17 protein-coding genes are annotated in these 18,984 nt (G+C 37.6%); 3 read left to right on the forward strand and 14 right to left on the reverse strand.

The features are described from left to right. Positions 1–191: 191 nt before the first annotated feature. Positions 192–1,511: an ABC transporter permease gene (locus tag ACIPKN_RS21355; RefSeq protein ID WP_400939897.1), complete on the reverse strand. Its 1,320-nt coding sequence runs from the start codon at positions 1,509–1,511 to the stop codon at positions 192–194. Position 1,512: 1 nt separating this feature from the next. Continuing rightward, on the reverse strand, positions 1,513–2,199 hold the full coding sequence (locus ACIPKN_RS21360) for an ABC transporter ATP-binding protein (RefSeq protein WP_400939900.1): 687 nt from the start codon (positions 2,197–2,199) through the stop codon (positions 1,513–1,515). A gap of 500 nt (positions 2,200–2,699) precedes the next feature. On the opposite strand from ACIPKN_RS21360, the gene ACIPKN_RS21365 reads away from it, so the two are divergent. From ACIPKN_RS21365 to ACIPKN_RS21375, 3 genes are all read left to right on the forward strand, one after another. Next, entirely contained in the window at positions 2,700–3,320 is a 621-nt protein-coding gene (locus ACIPKN_RS21365; RefSeq protein WP_079562474.1) for a DUF47 domain-containing protein, read from the forward strand. A 19-nt stretch (positions 3,321–3,339) separates the two neighbouring features. Continuing rightward, positions 3,340–4,356, forward strand: coding sequence for an inorganic phosphate transporter (locus ACIPKN_RS21370; protein WP_400939902.1), 1,017 nt, complete (start codon positions 3,340–3,342; stop codon positions 4,354–4,356). A gap of 339 nt (positions 4,357–4,695) precedes the next feature. Continuing rightward, positions 4,696–6,807, forward strand: coding sequence for an MMPL family transporter (locus ACIPKN_RS21375; protein WP_400939905.1), 2,112 nt, complete (start codon positions 4,696–4,698; stop codon positions 6,805–6,807). Positions 6,808–6,860: 53 nt separating this feature from the next. Here ACIPKN_RS21375 and ACIPKN_RS21380 read toward each other — a convergent pair whose 3' ends face one another. The 12 genes from ACIPKN_RS21380 to ACIPKN_RS21435 all read right to left on the reverse strand — a co-directional run bounded on the left by ACIPKN_RS21380 (position 6,861) and on the right by ACIPKN_RS21435 (position 18,933). Continuing rightward, complete coding sequence (locus tag ACIPKN_RS21380; RefSeq protein WP_400939908.1) at positions 6,861–7,472, reverse strand: alpha/beta hydrolase; 612 nt, start codon at positions 7,470–7,472, stop codon at positions 6,861–6,863. An 18-nt stretch (positions 7,473–7,490) separates the two neighbouring features. Next, positions 7,491–7,664, reverse strand: coding sequence for a hypothetical protein (locus ACIPKN_RS21385; protein WP_400939911.1), 174 nt, complete (start codon positions 7,662–7,664; stop codon positions 7,491–7,493). A 40-nt stretch (positions 7,665–7,704) separates the two neighbouring features. Continuing rightward, positions 7,705–8,169, reverse strand: coding sequence for a hypothetical protein (locus ACIPKN_RS21390; protein WP_400939914.1), 465 nt, complete (start codon positions 8,167–8,169; stop codon positions 7,705–7,707). 676 nt (positions 8,170–8,845) lie between these two features. Next, on the reverse strand, positions 8,846–9,457 hold the full coding sequence (locus tag ACIPKN_RS21395; protein ID WP_142508564.1) for an NUDIX hydrolase: 612 nt from the start codon (positions 9,455–9,457) through the stop codon (positions 8,846–8,848). A gap of 12 nt (positions 9,458–9,469) precedes the next feature. Continuing rightward, on the reverse strand, positions 9,470–10,558 hold the full coding sequence (locus tag ACIPKN_RS21400) for an AI-2E family transporter (protein ID WP_400939917.1): 1,089 nt from the start codon (positions 10,556–10,558) through the stop codon (positions 9,470–9,472). A gap of 235 nt (positions 10,559–10,793) precedes the next feature. Beyond that, the gene (locus ACIPKN_RS21405; protein WP_400939920.1) at positions 10,794–12,491 is read right to left on the reverse strand and encodes a M3 family oligoendopeptidase; all 1,698 of its coding nucleotides are present in this window, start codon (positions 12,489–12,491) and stop codon (positions 10,794–10,796) included. A gap of 74 nt (positions 12,492–12,565) precedes the next feature. Then, the gene (locus ACIPKN_RS21410) at positions 12,566–13,141 is read right to left on the reverse strand and encodes a YdcF family protein (protein WP_400939923.1); all 576 of its coding nucleotides are present in this window, start codon (positions 13,139–13,141) and stop codon (positions 12,566–12,568) included. An 87-nt stretch (positions 13,142–13,228) separates the two neighbouring features. Beyond that, complete coding sequence (locus tag ACIPKN_RS21415) at positions 13,229–14,971, reverse strand: methyl-accepting chemotaxis protein (protein ID WP_400939926.1); 1,743 nt, start codon at positions 14,969–14,971, stop codon at positions 13,229–13,231. Positions 14,972–15,232: 261 nt separating this feature from the next. Beyond that, positions 15,233–16,564 carry an arsenic transporter gene (locus ACIPKN_RS21420; protein ID WP_400940120.1) on the reverse strand — a complete coding sequence of 444 codons (1,332 nt, stop codon included), beginning with the start codon at positions 16,562–16,564 and terminating at the stop codon, positions 15,233–15,235. A 125-nt stretch (positions 16,565–16,689) separates the two neighbouring features. Then, positions 16,690–17,409, reverse strand: coding sequence for a YebC/PmpR family DNA-binding transcriptional regulator (locus tag ACIPKN_RS21425; RefSeq protein ID WP_400939929.1), 720 nt, complete (start codon positions 17,407–17,409; stop codon positions 16,690–16,692). A gap of 200 nt (positions 17,410–17,609) precedes the next feature. Next, positions 17,610–18,074 (reverse strand): low molecular weight protein-tyrosine-phosphatase, encoded by a 465-nt coding sequence (locus ACIPKN_RS21430; RefSeq protein WP_400939932.1) that lies wholly within the window; start codon positions 18,072–18,074, stop codon positions 17,610–17,612. Positions 18,075–18,324: 250 nt separating this feature from the next. Beyond that, a complete protein-coding gene (locus tag ACIPKN_RS21435) occupies positions 18,325–18,933 on the reverse strand; it encodes a lysophospholipid acyltransferase family protein (protein ID WP_400939934.1) in 609 nt (202 codons plus the stop codon). Positions 18,934–18,984 lie beyond the last annotated feature (51 nt).

The raw sequence follows: 18,984 nt of genomic DNA on the forward strand, positions 1-18,984 counted from the left end.
CTGTACGAGGAAAATCGAAGGTTGAAAACGAGATGGGCCTCGCATTAATGGCCGTGAATTTAAGAAAATTCACAGCCATTAGCTAAAAGCTATCTAGAGACAACATAAAAAATTAGAGAAATCCGAATTTGAATTCATTCAAATTCGGATTTCTCACTAATTGAAGCTAGTTATGTCCCAGCCTCTGTCTATTATAGTTCTTGTCGTAATGCTTGAATAACGTCAATTTTCGTGGCCTTACGTGCTGGACGATAGCCTGATACCATCGCTACACCAATACTAATCGCTGATGCAATAAGAACGAGCTGCCAAGGAATAAGTGAAAATGTAATGTCATTTTTACTAAATGCATCTTCCCCTGTTGCTGCTTCTAGAATTAAAGGTAATGCAGCATTTGCTACAAAGCTAATAACATATGAAATAGCTACAGCTACCAAAGTCCCAATAATACCGATGAACGTACTTTCCATTAAGAACAATCGTTGAATAAGCTTTGGACTTGCTCCGATCGCCTTTAAAACACCGATTTCACGAGTACGCTCTGTAACCGCCATAGTCATTGTATTAAAAATACCAATCGAGGCAATCAATACAGCAATTGTTCCTACAAATATTAAACCGATTTTTAAAACTAGGAAAAATACATTCATTTGATCCAATTGCTCAGTAATTGAATAAACGCTATAACCTTTGTCTTTTAGTTTGTCTAATATCGGCTTTACATTTTCCATGCTGTCAGCAAAAATATTAAACTCCGAATAAAACATGTCATCCTCTTTAACATTACCTGTTGCTGCTAACTTTGTAGCTAGCATCGGCTTTTGCTCTGTATCCATATAAACTGAGTTGTTGACCATCCAGTCATATGAAGGCTTCTTCATAACACCGACAATCGTATATTTCATTTTCTCTGTCTCTTTTGCCCCATCAGTATGTGGCGTTAATAATAATTCGATCTCTTTACCAATTAATGAGTCCTTATAACCTTCCTCACTACCATTATAAAACGTGCCTTCTAATTCAGCTTTTTTACTCTTTTCTTCAATAATTTTGCGCTCAGCATCATTGACTAATGTTTGAGCAAAATGGTAGCCTACAACGATTTCGTTTGGCTTTGTTGGATACTTCCCTTCTGCAAGCTTGCCATTTACTTGCTCAAAATCATGCATATTTGCAACGTATAAATCAGATTGTGTATCACGACCCTCAAAAAATGAATGTGCGGATGCATTGACAGTAATCGTTTCGAGTACTGTTTTCACATGATCTATACTTTTTATTTCATTAATTTGTTCCTTTGTAATTTGATCATTCCCATGCACTTGAATTTTCGTCACTTTTTCATCCGATAATATTTCATTACGTAAGGAATCCTGCAGCCCAAACCCAACTGATGCGAGGACAATCAAAAATGCACAGCCCATTGTTGCCGCTAGCACGGTCATAAACACACGTAATTTATTTTTCTTTATATGCTGTTTAACAAAATCTAATTGATCTTTAAATAACATATTATGCTTCCTCCTTTACAAGTTCCCCATCGTACATGCGGAAACGTCGATGTGATATCGTCGCTACTTCCTCGTCGTGAGTAATGATGACAAATGTTAAGCCAAGCTCACGGTTTAGACTTTGAATGAGCAGCAATATATCTTGCTCTGTTTCCGAATCAAGGCTTCCTGTCGGCTCATCCGCCAACAAAATAGGAGGATTTGTAATTAAGGCTCTTGCAATACTTACACGCTGTTGCTGACCACCGGATAATTCATTTGGGTAATGGTCTGCCACCTCTGTTAACCCAACCTTGTCCATTAATTTTTTTACCTTTTCTATACGCATAGCTCCCTTGATACCCTGTAACTTCAAAGGTAGCTCAATGTTTTCAAATGCTGTTAAGCCTGGCATCAGTTGAAAGTTTTGAAAGATAAATCCGAACTGTTGCAAGCGAAAAGCAGCACTTTCTGCTTCAGTGAGATGAGCTGTTTCCATTCCGTTTACCTTAATAGATCCTTGTTCAGATTTCATATATCCAGCTAATATTTGTAATAAGGTTGATTTCCCAGAGCCACTTTTCCCAACGATTGCGACAATCTCTCCTTTTTTTACCTCAAAATTGACACCCTTTAATACCGGAACCTGTTTTTCCTTACCTTTCTTTCCAATTAAAAATGTATGTTGTAAGTTCTCGACTTGAATCATTTTTAAATATACTCCCCTTTCACCTTCTTCTGACTCATAAGGTAGGGTTGATTTACGTTCCTGCTGGTTGCTTCCCTACAAAAGTCATCCTAAATTTTAGGTTATGAGCCTTTACTTCTCCATTGTAGAATATAATTCTTAATAAAGTTGAAGGATAAAAATGAAGATATTCTTAAGAAAATGGAAAACGACAAGCAAAACATTTTCTTTACATTCGCTTTACAATTCATTCGGAAATTTTTCAAAACTTTATGTCCAAATAGTATCTTTTTGTATTAAACAGAGGGAAATTTCTTTATAAAACCTATCTTTAAGGCATTTTTCTGTATTAATAAAAACAAATACAGCAATACCTTTATTATTTTGTGAACAAATTGTATATTACAAAATTGTAAAGTTTTCTGTAGAATTGAAGAATTTTATGTAGATAATTTAAAGATTTTGTTATGATAGTAAAGTTTAGAGGCCAATTTATTTATATCCAGGAGGATTCGATTTACATGCTTAACTCAAAAAAACAAGACCCTTTCTTTATAGCTTTGCATAAAATTGCTGAGAATATGAGAGAGGCCGTACATTACGCAAATGATTTTCGTATTAACAGTGTGGCTGACCTAAAAGAGATTAGCATTACTATGAAAAATTACGAAACAGCTGGTGATAAGCTCATTCATGAACTAATCGTGATGCTAAATAAATCATTTATGACACCTATCGAACGCGAAGACATTCTAGAATTCGCCATTCGTATGGACGACGTATTAGATGGTACGGAGCATTGTATCGCTCATTTTGAGATGTTCTCTCTAACTGAGGTTGATGAATCAATGCGTACTTTCTTAGGCTATATTTCAAAAAGTGCTGATGAAATTGTAAAAGCAACAGAAGAGTTAAAGAAAAAGAATCTTATTGGCATGCGCCCACACGCAATTCTTATTAAGGACTATGAACGTGAATGTGATGAGGTGCAACGTTCGTCTATTAAACAACTATTTTTAAATGAAAAAGATCCAATTCGACTTATTAAATATAAAGATATATATGAACAACTTGAAGACATCGCTGATCATTGCCAAAACGTTGCAAATACTATGGAAACAATTATCATGCGTAACGCGTAATTAGGAGAGGGCACTTACAATGAACACAATCATTATACTAACTGTACTGGTCGTTATCTTTGCCCTAACATTTGACTTTATCAATGGCTTCCATGATACAGCAAATGCTATCGCAACCTCAGTTTCCACTAGAGCATTGAAACCTCGTGTAGCTATCATGATGGCTGCGACGATGAACTTTATCGGAGCTATTACCTTTGTCGGTGTTGCAAAGGCTTTAACAAAAGACATTGTAGATCCTTTCTCTTTAAATGCATTTGAGGGAGACACGACCGGCTCAGTCGTTATTTTAGCAGCACTAATCTCCGCTATTATCTGGAACTTACTAACATGGTATTTCGGTATTCCATCGAGTTCTTCACATACTCTAATTGGGTCCATTGCTGGTGCAGCAGTTGCTTCTGCTGGCTTCAGCGTTCTAAACTATGGCGGTTTTACTAAAATCATTATGGCCTTAGTGCTATCACCAATTCTTGCGATTTGCGCCGGCTTTATTATGATGACACTGTTTAAATTATGGTTTAAAAACTTAAATTTATATCGTACGAATAAAGGTTTCCGTACAATGCAAATTTTCACTGCCGCAATTCAATCTTTTACACATGGTACTAACGATGCACAAAAGGCAATGGGGATTATGACGATGGCGTTAATCGCTGGGGGTTTGCATTCAGGAGATGAAATTCCGTTCTGGATACGAGCTGCAGCAGCAACTGCAATGGGGCTTGGTACTTCTATCGGCGGCTATAAAATTATTAAAACGGTCGGCGGTAAAATTATGAAAATCCGTCCTGTAAACGGAGTTGCAGCAGATTTAGCATCTGCATCAGTAATCTTCGGTGCTACATTAATTCACCTACCAGTATCTACAACACATGTTATTTCTTCCTCTATCATGGGTGTTGGCTCTGCACAACGTGTACGTGGTGTGAACTGGGGGATGGCGCGTAAAATCGTCACTACTTGGGTTATTACAATGCCAATTTCTGCAGTTATGGCAGCTATTATTTACTTATTGTTATCGTTATTCCTTTAACTTCTTCATCCCACCTCGATAGATGGTGGGATGAATGCGGATTTAAGTTACTTATCAGTGGTGTCCAAACATCTGTACCTGTCGCTACACTTTCGGTACAAAAGACATCCGCTGAAACAGAAGAACTCAGTCATCGCCACGTCCTGTGGCGACGACTGAGTGACCAACATCACGTTGGCCCAAATCCTACGGCGGATGTCACGGAATTACGCCAAGGTATAATTGAATTTGATCGCATACTAAGACTCCTGTTCCTTGTTGGACAGGAGTCTTTACATTGTCACACGACAAAATGTGACACATCCTTTACACTATTCTAAAAGGAGGATAGTACCTACAATGAAAACTTTTTCAGCTTTTATAACAGCCCACGCTAAAGCTATTGTAGCCTTATGGTTCGTCATTTTTATTACCATGGCTATGTTTGCCATACAGCTTCCAAATAAGCTTCATGGAGATGGTTTTTTTGTTAAAGGCGATCATACTTACGTAACAAATGAGCTTGCAAAAACATTTGATTTGCCTTCCGATACAATTTTGGTCGTCTTCAATCCAGCTGACGATAAGAAAATTCAAGATACATTAAAAAAATTAGAGAACGTTAAGGAGATTCATTCCATCCAGTCACCACTTGATGATGCTTCTTTACAAAAGAATGGTATAGCTTATGCCATGGTTCATATGAAAAATAATGTGGATCATCTACCTGATGTTGTGAAAGACATCCGTTCATTAATAGAGGATGACGGTGTGAGCATTACAGGCGGGCCTGTTATTTCAGCAGACATCAATACAGCAAGTCAAAAGGATTTAGCATCAGCGGAAGCTATAGGCTTACCAATCGCTATCATAGTGCTATTACTTGCTTTCGGTACTGTCGTAGCCTCAATCTTACCTATCATTATCGGCATTGTCACTGTTGTAACTGCGTTTGGAATTTTGACTTTGTTTAGTGGTCATATCAATTTATCAATTTTTGTGTTAAATATAGTACCAATGCTTGGACTTGCATTAAGCATAGATTTTGCCTTGTTGTTTATTAATCGATATCGCGAAGAACGTGCCCATACATCCATTGTACAGGCTATTCAAACAGCGATAGAGACAGCTGGCCGTTCTATCATTTTTTCTGCTGTTTGTGTCATGATCGGCTTAGGTGCCATGATTGTCATTGACGTCGAAATTTTTCACAATATCGCTTTAGGAGGCACAATCGTTGTATTTCTTGCAGTACTTTCTGGCTTAACCTTGCTCCCTGCTACAATGATGCTAATAGGAGATAACCTAAATAAATGGCGCTTATTACGTGTAAAGACTGGTGGAGCGAATCGTTGGCGTGGCTTTGCTGGCTTTGTCATGAAACATCCAGTGACTATCGTTATTGTGGCATTATTATTACTAGGTATTGGTATGATTCCGTTGAAGGATATTAAACTTACAATTCCCCAGGTGGATTCATTACCAACAAAATATGATGCACGTGCAGCTTATGATCAGTTAGATAAAACGTTCGGACTTGGCGATACCTCAACTTTATATTTGCTAGCAGAACGTAAGGAAGGCTGGGAAGATTTTGAGGCAAGAGAGCTTATTTTCAAGATTCAAGAACAATTACTTGATGACCCTTTAGTGAGTCATGTATCAACCATTTATACGACAGCAAACATTAAGTCCCCTGAGGAACTGACGGCCTCTTTGACAATTCCTCAAGCGGCAGAACAATTAAAACCAATACTAAATACATTTTCTAAAGATAAGCAACTCTTTATCCCCATTACATTGGATGCAGCAGGTTCATCAACTACCGCCCAACAATTCGCTCGAACATGGCAAGATAAAGATTTAGGTGTCGATTTTGCTCTTGGAGGTCATGCGAAATTCAATCAAGAAATTTTCGATGAAATCTCTAGTAAAATTTTCTTGGCTGTATCCATTATTATCGTTTCAACGTTCTTTATTTTAATGCTCGCTTTCCGCTCTATTTTAATCCCACTGAAAGCGATTATTATGAATATTATTGGACTTTCTTCAGCCTTCGGTATTCTCGTCTACATTTTCCAATATGGACATTTGGGGATTGAAGCCGGTACGATTGTCCTTATTATTCCGGTAATTGTATTTTGTCTTGTATTCGGCTTAAGTATGGATTATGAAGTCTTTTTAATATCACGTATTCAAGAGGCATATCTAAAAGGGGCAGATAATACACGTGCTACGATTGACGGTCTAACCTCTACAAGTCGTATCATTACGTCAGCAGCGCTTATTATGATTGTGATAACAGGGGCGTTCGCATTTACAGATGTAATGCCTGTGAAGCAAATTGGGGTTGGTATAGCTATTGCCGTCGCTATCGATGCAACTATTATTCGTCTCATGTTCGTTCCAAGTCTTATGAAGCTCTTTGGGGACTGGAATTGGTGGCTACCCTTCGCGAAGAAGCAAAAATAAAAAAAATCCGCAACCTTCCGTGAGCTCTCCCTCACTCAAAGGTTGCGGATTTTTTATTTTGAATAAATACGGTCGTACCATTCTTTTGCGGCTTCTACCTCAGGCATCGTTAGCTGATGACCATAATTAAACCATACAGTTGTCACATCTGCCCCAGCCGACGATAAAAGTGCCTCTAAATCCTCAGATTCCTGAGCCGTACACATTGGATCATTCGTTCCAGCACCGATAAAGACAGGGATTGAAGAAAGTGTAGGCAACTCAATATCACGTCTAGGCACCATTGGATGATGCAGTATTGCACCTGCCAGAGCATCCTCATAATGGAATAATAGGCTAGCAGCAATATTGGCGCCATTAGAGTAGCCGATAGCAACCACTCGATTACGGTCAAATCCATACTGCTGTGCTGCTTCTAATAAAAAGTCATTTAATTCCTTCGTACGGAAAATTAAATCCTCTCTATCAAAAACACCTTCCGCTAAACGACGGAAAAAGCGTGGCATACCATTTTCAAGGACATTTCCACGGACACTTAAAATGCTTGCTGTATCATCAATTTCCTTTGCAAGGCCTATTAAGCTTTGTTCATTTCCACCTGTACCATGTAACAGTAGTAAAATCGGTTTTGTTTCATCTGTTCCTTTATGAAAAACGTGCTGCATTTACAGTCCACCTCTCGATTATCTTGAATTCGAGATAATTGTAGCCTGTGGCAAAATTAAATTCAAGCTCTTTGACTTATTAATTTCTCGATTTTCACGGTTTGGCTGTTCCTCATGGTCTTTATAAAATTTCGTAATCGTAAATACAGAAAATAAACAAACAGCTATAACAACAACAATAACTATTCCCACTATTTTTTTCCCATTCATTCGTTCTTATCCCCCGAATTACTTATTTCTTTTTACGAAAACCTTCTTCTAGTAAATATTCTTTCACAGCTTCTTGTGTACCAAAGGCTTCCTCTAAATTTTCACCATGATAAACATTCCAAGAACGTTGTTCAAAGGCTATCTTTAATTGAATACCTTCACGATTTTGCCAAATCTCTTCAATCGGCTCTTGATCTTCCTCTTCTTCCGATAAATATTGAATGGCATCTTCAATAATTTCACGAAGTTGTTGTTCATCGTAGTCACGAATATTGACTAGACCTTTATCGCTTGCTTCTTTCTCGTAGCGCAATAGATCACCAACAAAGACGAAGCCGTTGCCATTTGGATGCAGCTTTTCCACAACAATAGTCTTTTCGTAAAGGCTATCCATAAAGTGATAATTTAAGCGTTTTAATGAAATTTCCTTCTTCGTAAGTTCCGGAAATGAGTCGATGATTGCTTGCTTTTGTTCAAATGTTAGCATATAAAAATGCTCCTTTTCTATTTAATATCTCTTTTAGTATAACTTATTCTTCCTGTTATATTGAAGTAAAATAGGCAGTACTAAAAATGTCCATAAGGTGTGGGTTGATTTCCGTTCCGATTGGGCGCTTTCCTGGGGGCGTCCGATGAGCCGCTTCGCTTCGCTGCAGGGTCTCGGGCCAACACGATGTTGGTCACGAAGGCGTTATCACAGGATGTGATGCTTTTAGCCTTCGTTCCTCTATTGCTAATCCCCGAGGAGTCGCCCAATCTCCACTCCAATCAACTTATTCGCATAGCATAGGTTTTTAACAAAATGCCATCCCTAAATTACGATGAGAGACCCAAATTAGAAAATCACATCACTATATCGTAGAAGGCGTTATCACAGGGCATGACGCTTTTAGCCTTCTTTCCTCTATTGCTAATCCCAAAGGAGTCACCCAGTAGGAACAAAGATCAACTTATATACGGCATGCTCTTTAACAAAATTGATGATTAGACAAGAAGTCAAAGCCTAACCATTCTACTATAAAGGTAAAAATCCACTTAGACTCCTGCGGATAGAGCAAGAGCGCACCGATGCGACTCATACCTTATCCACGGAAAGCGAAGCGGATTTTACCTTTTACAATTATGTTTGAATTTTATGGAAGAATTTATCTATCCTTCACAATTCATAACATTTTATCTTTTACAAACTGAATAACATGGGCAACGTATAGTTCACGGTAAGGGACAAATTGTGCTGTACTTACTGGGCGTACAATTTTCACTCGTTGACCATCAGGGAAATATTCATAGCCTTCTATATTCAGAGTAGCTGTTTCTCCTAAAAAGAATGCTTCTGCCTCATCGAGCTTTGCTCTTACGACTCCTGACACTTCCTCATACTGCAGTTCAAATGATTCCCAATCATGTTTGAATGGATATATATAAACATGACAAAATTCATTGTCTATCATGTTTTCCGAAACGATGCTACAAGATGTCATGCCCATTTTAACAACTTCATGTACGTCGACATCGAGTCCTAGCTCTTCCTTCACTTCACGAACTCCTGATTCTACTGTCTCTTCAGCTAATAGATGCCCTGCCGCTGTAATATCAAGCAAGCCCGGGTAGTCCTTTTTTTGTGAACTACGGATTTGGAAATAAATATAGTCCTCATTGACAAGCCAACAGTGGAATGTTTCATGCCATAGTCCTTTTTCATGTACCTCAGCTCTCGTTGCTATCCCAATCTGTTCATGTTGCTCATTAAAAACTTTCACAATTTCTTGTTCCATTTTTTCCGACTCCTATACCGACTTCGTAGCCTTTTTCTTAATCACGTTACGTTCATCATAAATATTGGATGCAATCACTTTTAATACTGCATAAAATGGTACAGCAATAATAATCCCAATGAAGCCTGCAATATTACCTGCTGCTAAAATAACTGTAATAACTGTTAACGGGTGGATATCGAGCGATTTCCCCATTACATTAGGCGTGATAAAGTTACTATCAATTTGCTGCGCCACGAGCGTGACAACAGACACCCATATAACTAACACTGGATCCTGCATAACAGCCACAATCAGTGCAGGTGTAAAGGCGATCCATGGTCCAATAAACGGAATCATATTCATAAAGAAAGCAAATATAACAAGAAGCAACGAATACTCTAGACCTATAATTAAATACCCGACATACATAATGAGTGCTAGTAAAAAACTAATTTGCAGTTGTCCTTGTATATAGCTACGTAAAACACCATCAATTTCACTTAATGTTTTCTTCACCCATTCACGACGTTCACCACTAAAATATTTATAAATGGATGGTGCAAATTTTTCATGATCCTTCAACATAAATATAAAGAAGAAAGGAATTAAAATAGCTAATAAAGAAACAGAAACAACTGATTGTAAAAACGATACTAATCCCTTACTTGCCACAACAGCAATATCCTGCACAGAATTCGCCATATTGTCGATAAAATCTTTTAACTGTGGCGGGAAGTTATCCTTGTTTTCAAACATTTTTAACACATAATCAGCTGCATCTTGAATACTAGCACTAATCTGTGGTACATTTTTCATTAAATTATTTACCTGCACTGCAATCGGATTACCAACGATCCAACCAAAGCCACCAACAAGCGCTATTAGTCCAATGACTATCGTTAATATACTTGCCCATCTTGGAAATTTACGCTTCTCTAAAAATCTTTGAATCGGCTCCGTAACATAATACAAAACACCGCCAAGTAACAAAGGTATAAAAATAGCCTTTAAAATAATTACTAGCGGCGAAAAAATCCATTGAATCTCTATAAAATATTTAATGACTAGTAGAGCAAGTAAAATCCCTACCCCTACTTGAAACCAAACTTTCCTCGTCACTTTCTTCACTTCCTTTATCACAGTTACTGAAAATACTACTTATATATTAACCATTTCGCAAGTATTCTATTATTTATTGTCAAAACAAAAGAGTTTTTGAAACTAAAAAATTCGCAACCCTCCAACAGGCTATTTTAGCGAGCCCCTCAAATGTTAAAGCATCTGAGGTGGCTCGCATGGCTTGCCTTCAACAGGAGTGTCGCAAATTTTCACTAATGCTCTATAATGTAACAGTTTATAATTTTATATCTTCTACTGAATTTAAGTAATCTTCAATATCACCAATAACCGATTCAACACAGCCGTCCTCAAATGGTGAAATTAAGCCTGCTTCTTTCACAAGCTTCGTAAAGGACATAGAGCCACCTAAACCACATAAATGAACATAGTCCTTCCAAGCAGCTTCAAATTCATCACGTGAACGTTTCCAGAATTGGAATGCACAAATTTGCGCTAACGTGTAATCAATGTAATAGAACGGACTTGAATAAATATGTCCTTGACGTTGCCATATACCGCCTGCTTCTAGATAGCTGTTATGATCATAGTCACGATGTGGTAAATAGGTCTCCTCAATTTTTTTCCACGCAGCTTTACGTTCAGCTGGTGTCATATTCGGATTTTCATAAATCACATGCTGGAACTCATCAACTGCAACACCGTAAGGAAGGAATAATAAGCTACTACTTAAGTGTGTGAACTTATATTTTTCTGTGTCTTCCTTAAAGAATAGCTCCATCCATGGCCATGTGAAAAATTCCATACTCATCGAATGAATTTCACAAGATTCATATGTTGGCCATAAATATTCTGGGATTCCGATGTTACGACTTGAATAGACTTGGAAAGCATGTCCAGCTTCATGTGTTAACACATCGATATCGCCTGAAGTACCATTAAAGTTCGAGAAGATAAATGGTGAGTGATAGTTTTCGATAAATGTACAATAACCGCCACTCTCTTTTCCTTTCTTCGCCACTAAGTCCATTAATTCATGGTCAATCATAAAGTTGAAAAATTCACCAGTCTCTGGTGATAACTCTTCATACATTTTTTTACCGTTCGCTACAATCCATTCAGGATCGCCTTTTGGTATAGCATTTCCTGATACAAAGTTGAATGCTTCATCATAGAACTTAAAATCAGAAATACCAATACGCTTTGCCTGACGTTCATATAATTTTGTGGCAATAGGTACGATTAAATCACGAACTTGATCACGGAATTTCTTTACCATATCTGCATTGTAATCAATGCGATTCATTCGAATATAACCTAGCTCGACATAGTTTTTATAGCCTAATTTAACAGCGATTTCATGGCGCACCTTAACAAGCTCATCATAAAGTCGATCAAATTCCTCTTCATGATCCGCAAAAAAGCCAAAGCGTGCATCCGTTGCCGCCTTACGCACTACACGATCAGTAGACTCTGCATATGGTCCAAGCTGAGCAAGCGTTAATGTTTCACCATTAAAGTCAATTTGCGCAGAAGCAACAAGTTTATTGTATTCTGAAACGAGTTTGTTCTCCTTTTGCATTAGATCAATGACTACTGGTGCAAAGCCTTTAATTTGATAGGTTGCTAAATCAAATAATTGCTGACCCCATTTTTCTTCTAACTGCTCACGGAATGGTGAAACGATTAGCGCTTTATAATATTCTGTTGTTACCTCTTCCAACTCTGGTCCAACCTCATCAAAATAATCGCGTTCTGCATGATAAAATTCATCATTTGTATCAATCGAAGCACGAATGTATACTAGGTTTGCCATTGTAGCGTAGTCATTGCTCAATCCATTTAATTTCTCAATTATTTCACTTTGCTCGTCCATCGTTTGAGCATTTTTAAATTCACCAATTAAGGATAATTGTTGCTCTTTCATAGCCTCGATTTTTGGACGGCTGTATTCATAGTCTTTAAACATTTTCATAGAAGTCCCCTCTTTCTGTCATTTACCCCGTGATATTTCTATTATATGCCAAATCTATACTATTAAGAAACAAATTAATAGCCAATTATATAGGTTTTTAATAATGCTGCCCTTTCACGTAAATTTAACTTTATTTCCACTGATTTTGGCGTTTTTGCCGCAACAACATCTACTTCAAAACCTAAAGACTCAGCTAAATACTTTGCACGCTTTAAATGAAAATCATTAGAGAGAATCGTGATTTTCTTAGTTCCTTTAGGCAACAGTTCTTTAGAAAATAGTAAATTCTCATAAGTTGAAGTAGATTGGTCTTCTACTAATATTCTGTTAGTATCTATACCCTTGTCCTGTAAATATTTAAACATTACTGAAGCCTCTGTCCTATCTTCATCCGCCCCTTGCCCACCTGAAACAATTACTTTTACATGAGGATATTTGTTTAAATACTTTACAGCCTCTTCTAATCTATTTTTCAATGAAAGCGATGGGATTCCACCCGTTTTCACCTTCGCTCCCAGGACAATCATGTATGTAGCTGTTCCATTTGCAGCCGGCTGGAAACCTTGTTTCATCTCCTCGCCGAGCCAAATATAAACAGCTATACAAATAGCAAGCAGTACAACCCCTAATCTAATTACCCATTTTCTCACATTTATCCCCTCCCTTACCTTTTACTAACGTTTAAACAAAGAAAAAGGATGCTTGTACTAGAATTACTGTACAAACATCCTGATTAATTATCTTAATATAAAGCGCTTAATAGATTCCTGTAACGCCGTTATTTCATCTGTTAAGTCACTGGAAGATTCACTAACAAGCTGAATGGCACGCTGTTGTTCATCAACAGATGCTGTTACTTCCTCAGATGCAGCAGCATTTTTCTCACTAATCATTGCAATACTTTCGATGGATTGCATAATGTTATCCTTTGAGCCATTCAAATATTCTACTCCCGCAGTCATTTCTCCAATGACAGAAATAATTTTCTCTACGGCCAATTCAATTTCCTTAAAGGACGACTCTGTGATAGCAACCGAATCATTTTGCTGATGAACAATGACATTTGTTTTCTTCATCTCATCGTTCACTAAATTAGTTTCACTTTCGATTCCCTTTAAAGTTGTGCGCACTAGCTCAGTTGCTACAGATGTTTGGTCCGCTAGCTTACGTACCTCCTCAGCAACTACCGCAAAGCCCTTGCCATGCTCACCAGCTCTAGCCGCCTCTATTGATGCATTCAATGCAAGTAGATTCGTCTGATCAGAAATCTCAGTAATGGTACCGACAATGCCTTCAATTTCTCTTACTTTCACAATTAAGCTATTAAATACAGCATAAACATTATTAATCAATTCCGAAGACTCGTGTGACCTCTCTTTTAAACTATTTAAATTTAAGAGCCCCTCTTGATTTGATCGCTTCATATGTTGAGATGCATCAAGCATTACTTCATTTTTGTCATGCAAAACCTCAATCTGCTGGGCAAAATCAATGGCAGTTCTATTCGTATCCTCAGCATCTGAAGCCTGCTTTACCGCACCGTCCGAGACCTCATTTATCGCTTTTACTATTTCATCTCCATAAGCGTTTGTTTCCTCTGCCACAGATGTTAAATTTGACGATGTCGATTGAATTTCTACAATAGCTTCCTCTACATCTGTAATTAATGTTTTCAGTTGATCAACCATTTCATTAAATCCTTCATTTAATTGACCAATCTCATCTGAACGTTGTAGGTTTTCAATTTCTACAGTTAAATTCCCCTTGGCTACCTCACGTACACGTTTAGATAACTTTCGCACCGGTAAAGCTAAATGTCTTGAAACCAATATGACAACAGCAGTACCTATAATGATGGCACCTAATAATGTAATACCAATAACGAGTAATAATGAATTAGCCTCTTTATTAAAGTCTTGCATATATGTACCCGATGCAATGATCCAGCCCCAATTAGGATCCTTTGCAGAATAAATTATTTTATCAGCTAATACATCTTGACCCGGTAGCTCAAACTCATATTGTGTAAATCCCCCACCAGCAAGTGCTTTTTTGGTTACTTCCTGAATAAAGTAATTGCCGTTACTATCTTTACCGTCCCATAGGTTTTCCCCTTCTCGAGTCGGATGGGCTAGAAATGTCCCTTTTTCATCTAAAGCATATATATAACCATACTCCCCTAAGTCTCCAGGATATTTACTTGGCCTCTTCCCTTCATTATCCTTTGGTCCTAGAAGTGCCTCACGCACTTGCTCCTGTGCAACTTCTAAAGGAATGTCGCCCCTCTTAACACTCTCATTCGCAAGCTCAATTAATTGCAAAGAAGATTCAACACTATTTTTAATAACTTGTTCACCAATATCATCCATACCTTTTTTGGCTTTATTATAGCTAGCTAAACCTATAACTAAGCTAGGGATAATTAATAGTGCTAATGAAATAATAATTAGTTTCCCCTGTATCGAATGTAAAAACTTCATGCTTTAGCCCCCCTTTCCTCTTCGTCACCATGACTATTAATCTATATTATGTTATGATTTGAATTTTTTCACAATGGGTAAAACGTAATTTATGTATGAATTATTCGCCCTTTTACCCAGATATGCTTTTTCATCAGAACGCTGATGGGTAGGCTGGGCACTTTCCTGAGGCCAACCGATGAGCTGGAAACATAGAAAAAACTATCTTTCTATAGAGATATGCCTGATAGAAAAATAGTTTTTTGATTTTATCGTATTTACCTATGATAGGATGATTATCCAAACCACTAAAGCTATTAAAGTAGCTGAAAGAGTTGGGATTGTTAAAATAATACCTATCTTTAAATACTGAACCCAGCCAATTTTTATTCCTTTTTGCGCCAATATATGGAGCCATAACAATGTTGCGAGTGAGCCAATCGGTGTCATTTTAGGACCTAAATTAGTTCCAATGACGTTTGCATAAATAAGCCCATCTTTAATAACGCCAGTTGCACTAGTTTCAGCAATAGCTAATGCATCAATCATAACAGTTGGTAGGTTATTCATAATAGCTGACAATATCGCTGCTACAAACCCCATCGTTATTGTCGATACCATCAACCCTTGTTGTATCGCGTGCTCTAATAAATTTGCTAACAATCCTGTCATCCCTACATTTTTCAAGCCGTAAACAACCACATACATACCGATAGAAAAGAACACAATATTCCACGGTGCCCCTTTCACAACTCTCTTTGTATCTACTATATGACTACGTCGCGCAAGCAAGAAAAAGATAGCTGCTACACCACATAAAATAAATGACACAGGAATTTTGAAAAACTCACTCGTCAAGAAACCAACTAATAATATCGCTATTACATACCATGATAATAAAAATAATCTCGTATCACGAATTGCCAGCTTTGGATTATCAACTGCCTCAAGTGAATATTCTTTTGGAATCGAACGACGAAAGACTATATAAAGTACAGCAATGCTTGCCAGTAAAGAAACTAAGTTCGGTATCAGCATATGTAAGAAATATTCCATAAATCCAATACCGAAATAGTCTGCCGACACAATATTTGTTAAATTACTAATGACTAACGGTAATGATGTTGTATCTGCTATAAAGCCACTTGCAATAATAAATGGAAAGACCATTTTATCGGTTAAATTTAACTTACGGATCATCGCTAGAACGATTGGAGTTAGTATTAGAGCTGCACCATCATTTGCAAATAACGCTGAAACAACAGCACCTAGACAGGAAAGATAAATGAATAAGCGGATACCATTCCCCTTTGCAATGCGTGCCATATGGAGGGCAGCCCATTCAAAGAATCCTATTTCGTCTAAAATAAGTGAAATAAAAATAATCCCTATAAACGATAACGTTGCATTCCAAACAATTCTTGTTACCTCAACAACATCTTGCCAAGTAACAACCCCGAGCGTCAATGCAATTGCAGCACCAATACAAGCAGACCAGCCGATCGATATTTTTCGTGGCTGCACTATTACAAAAAATAAAGTTACTAAAAATATAGCAATCGCTAATAAAGCTTGCACCGTTTTCCTCCCTAAATCAATATGCCTCGACCTAATTACGTCTGAAATCGGCTTTGTACTTAGGCCTGTAGATGTTTTTTGCGCGAAAGCGAAGCACCTTTGGACACCCTCTGAAAGAAGTTGAAAACCAGTAGCTTTAGCTACTGGTTTTATTGTTTATATTATTCGCCTAAATCAGCATTATGGTAAACGTTTTGGACATCCTCTAAATCTTCTAATGCATCAATTAATTTTTCAAATTTCGCAACGTCGTCACCAGTTAATGCTACTTCTGTTTGTGGAATCATTGAAAGCTCTGCTACTGTAAACTCTTGAACACCAGCTGCTTTTAAAGCTTCTTGTGTAGCAAAGAATTGGTCTGGCTCTGCATAAATAATGACAGCCTCCTCTTCTTCTAGAATATCACGAGCATCAATATCTGCTTCCATTAAAATTTCAAGAACTTCGTCTGCTGATTTACCTTCTAAACCGACTACTGCTGTTGAATCAAACATGTAGGCAACAGATCCACTGACACCCATATTCCCATTATTTTTACCAAATGCAGCACGTACATCAGAAGCAGTACGGTTAACATTATTCGTTAAAGCATCAACGATTAACATAGTACCAGCTGGTCCGAAACCTTCATAACGTAATTCGTCGAAGTTTTCATCGCCGCCACCCTTCGCTTTATCAATTGCTTTTTCAATAATATGTTTAGGAACACTGTATGTTTTTGCTCGTTCAAGAACAACTTTAAGGGCACGGTTTGATTCAGGATCTGGCTCACCTGATTTAGCTGCTACATAAATTTCACGTCCAAATTTTGCATTGATACGGCTTGTGCTTTGGTCTTTAGACGCTTTCTTTTCTTTAATATTGTTCCACTTACGACCCATAGTTTCCACTCTCTTTCAAATTATAAGTTTATCAAAATAATAGATGCACACTAGCACATCTGTAAATGGTGATTCAATACTTAATGTATCTTTACTCTGCAAATAATAACACAAAATATGCTTGCAAAGCTAGATATCCCAATGTTTAAGGTGACTTTATTAAACATTAATTGTAAAAAATTATTTCACTTAGAGCCACTTTATAATTGGTTTTCTACTTTGATTTTTTCTAAAAGTGCATAACAGCCTTCTAAGGCTAAATCATAGGTTTCTTGAAAATCTCCTGTATAGTATGGATCCGGTATGTCTTTTTGATGGTCGGTTAAATCTAAAAAGCGGAAAATCTTTGGAGAATTAGGATTACCAAGCATCGTTCGGATGTTACGTATATTGCTTTCATCCATGCCAATAATGTAATCAAAATTTTCAAAATCAGCCTTTTGTAATTGTCGGCCCTGCATCCCTTTCGTTGAGATGCCATACTCTTTTAGCTTTTCTTGTGTTCCTCTGTGAGGAGGTTCACCAATATGCCAAGAGCTTGTTGCAGCCGAATCTACTTCGACTTTATGACTCAAATGCTCTTTTTCTACTAAATCACGCATGACCGCTTCAGCCATTGGTGATCGGCATATATTCCCCAAACATACAAAAAGTACTCGAACCATTTTTATATCCTCCTCAATCAATTTCGCACTCGCGTAACTGTGGCTGTCGCTTTCGCGCAGAAAACATTTGCTGCTGTCGCTTCGCTTTCGCGCAGAAAACATTTGCTAAATGAAGATAAAGCACTCAAAATCAATGATTCTGAGTGCCTTCTAAGTTGTCCAGCATATAACCAGTAGGAAGCTACCCCACTTCAAAAGGTTGTGAAGGCTTGTATCTTCACAGGGAGTCCTCCTTTAAATATGTTTCACTTTATCTCTTTTCTGCCGCAACACGCTTCTCTAACTCTTTAGTTAACGCTACTAATTCATGTTCAAGACGATGAGTAAATTCCTCGCGTCCCTCTTTACCTTTTCCAGTTACATAAAACGGCTCTCCATAAATTAGATAACCTTTTCCACGCTTAAAAACATCCCCAGCATTACGAGCACCAATGTAAGCGGCTGGTACAATTTGAGCTTTAGATAGCTGTGCAATTGTAATCGCACCTTGCTTTAAATCCGAACCCTCAGCATTTCGTGTACCAGATGGGAAAATACCTACGATTTTACCCTCTTTCAATAACTGTGAAGGGATTTTAATAACACTTGGTCCTGGATTGTCACGGTCAACGGGAAAGGCATTTAAACGCTCTATAAGCCAGCCAATGCCTTTTGTATCAAACAATTGCTTTTTAGCCATAAAGTGAATTTCTCGAGGAGCCATTGAAACTCCAAGGTTTAAAATATCAACATAGCCTGTGTGTGTACATGCAATAATAAACCCACCTTCTTTCGGTAAGTTTTGCTCCTCATATACGCGCGCCTTTGAACCCGTTAATTTTAATATCACTTTAACAACATTTGCTATAAATTTATACACTGTTTCATTCCTACCTTATTCAATAGTTATACCCATTGTAATCGAAAAGAC

The sequence above is a fragment of the Lysinibacillus sp. NPDC086135 genome, from assembly GCF_044746345.1.
GTDB lineage: Bacteria > Bacillota > Bacilli > Bacillales_A > Planococcaceae > Lysinibacillus.